This is a genomic window from Paenibacillus sp. Y951, from assembly GCF_056786395.1.
The window spans coordinates 1-2,179 of record NZ_JBXCIY010000060.1 but is presented as its reverse complement, the minus strand read 5'-3'; the positions used below and the strand labels follow the sequence as shown (position 1 = coordinate 2,179).

Genomic DNA, 2,179 nt, shown 5'->3' with positions numbered 1-2,179 from the left:
CGAAGAATATTTGCCAAAAGTCCTAGAATACATAAACGAATGAAAACTGAAAGAAGAATCAAGAAGGCAAGTCAATCGGATAACACAGTATTCAAGCAGCGGCTGCGCCTTGGTCACTTTGATGTTATTGGCAGAAGTAGCAGATTCAGTGACAACTTGCTACGCAAGTTCGTGAATACAAGAACGTTATCAGAAATTACCGAAAGAGGTGCAGAGATGATTTATCGTAGGAAGACGTATATTGTTGATTCATCATTCGTAGAAGAATTTAATGCATTATTTAATGATATTTTGTTACCTGCTCAGTTGAAAAATGGATCAAGACTAATTGGTAGATGGTGTATGTCAGTAGATGATCATAATAGTGAGATCTTTGCTATGTGGGAATATGATAGTCTTGAACAATATGAAGAGATAGAGAAGAAGATAAAATCAGATAAAGAACATGTAAGACGAGTTCAACAACGTTTTGATCAGATTGGAAGAGATAGAATGAAAGAAGTTCTTAGGAAAGACATTAAACAAGAGTTCTTCACATTAACAGTAAATAGAGAAAAGACTATTTTAAGTACAATTTTGTAGGTAGTTCGAAGAGGTCGGTAACATCCGATAACACAGTATTCACGCGTCGGCTGCGCCTTGGTCACAATGATGCTTTTGGCAGAGTAGTATAATCAGTGACAACTTGCTTCGCAAGTTCGTGAATACAAGAACGTTATATGAAAGGGCCGCAATAGAACTAGTAGGAGGTAAATCGTTGAAGAAAATCCTTATTACAGGGGCCAATCGTGGTTTGGGTTATGAATTGCTGAAAGTCTATATTAATTCAGGAAGTATTGTTTATCCTTTAGTAAGAACTAGAGAATCTGCAGATCTCTTAATGCAAGAATTCACAATAAATTGTTATCCAATTATTTGTGATTTGAATACAGATGATTCAATATGCAAAATTGACAATTCATTAAAATTAATAACTACATCATTAGATATTTTAATAAACAACGCTGGGATATCAGGTAAAGGGAGTTTAATTGAGGAAGTAGACACAGATGAGGTAAATAACTTGTTCAATATTCACTGCCTTGGGCCTATTCGAGCAGTAAAGGGCAGTATAAATTATTTGCGCAATTCAGAAAGCCCTAAAATAATCAATATATCTTCTAGACTTGGTTCTCTTACTAGAGTGGCGTCAGGTGAGTTTAATGGAATGGAATTTTCTTATTCTTACCGAATGGCAAAAGCTGCACAAAACATGTTAACAATCTGCCTTAGTCAAGAGCTTAAAAATGAAAACATTATGGTAAGCGCTGTTCATCCAGGAAGATTAATTACTAGAGGAGGTTCGCCTGACGCAGATACTTATCCTTCAGTTGCAGCCGAAAAAATTTATAAGTGGATAGACGAAACTAATATAGAGTCAACCGGAAAATACATAGAACCCTACGAAAAAGAGATTAATTGGTAGTAAAGTCAAAGATGGCGTCCCCATCATATAACACAGTATTCACGCAGCGGCTACGCCTTGGTCACTATGACGCTTTTGGCAGAGTAGTAGATTCATGTAACAACTTCCTACGGAAGTTCGTGAATACCTGAACGTTATCTGAAATTAACGCAATACAATTTGAAAACATAACCTAAAATCACATAGTGAGGTGATATTTTTGAAAGACAATCAAAATAAAATATTAAGTGCATTATTTTTGATAGTCTCTGGTTTGATTTATACAACTGAAAGAGTAGTGGCAAGATTAGCAGCTGCAATAGCGGATCATGATGACAGAATAAGTTATCCCGATTTCTTCGAGAATTTTTATGTATGGCTTTTCCTTATAATTGGATTGTTATTTTTGTTACTGCCGGGAAGTAAAAATAATGGTTTGGTAAAAGATTAGAAAATATATAAAAGAAAACCAAGAGAATTATAATAAGAACTCTTGCAAGTGGTGTCAAGTAAGGCGTTAACATCAGATAACACAGTATTCACGCGGCAGCTACGCTTTGGTCAGCAGAGGAAATTCAGGATGATATTTCTGTCTGACAACTTGCTGCGCAAGTTCGTGAATACAAGAACGTTAGCTGAAATTGATGATATATAAAATTAAAAATCGGAGGGAATCAATATGTCATTTAAAGATGCATTTTTTACTTTTCCTATTCTTGAAACTGAAAGGTTTAT

The 2,179-nt window shown here is 35.1% G+C and carries 3 protein-coding genes; all 3 read left to right on the top strand.

What is annotated here, in order from left to right; translation table 11 throughout:
* The coding region (locus AC1TPB_RS24780) for an NIPSNAP family protein (RefSeq protein WP_482078933.1) at positions 1-582 on the top strand (582 nt) is incomplete at its 5' end.
* Between the two features lie 175 nt (positions 583-757).
* The gene (locus tag AC1TPB_RS24775; protein ID WP_482078932.1) at positions 758-1,465 is read left to right on the top strand and encodes an SDR family NAD(P)-dependent oxidoreductase; all 708 of its coding nucleotides are present in this window, start codon (positions 758-760) and stop codon (positions 1,463-1,465) included.
* A gap of 199 nt (positions 1,466-1,664) precedes the next feature.
* A complete protein-coding gene (locus AC1TPB_RS24770; RefSeq protein WP_482078931.1) occupies positions 1,665-1,895 on the top strand; it encodes a hypothetical protein in 231 nt (76 codons plus the stop codon).
* Positions 1,896-2,179 lie beyond the last annotated feature (284 nt).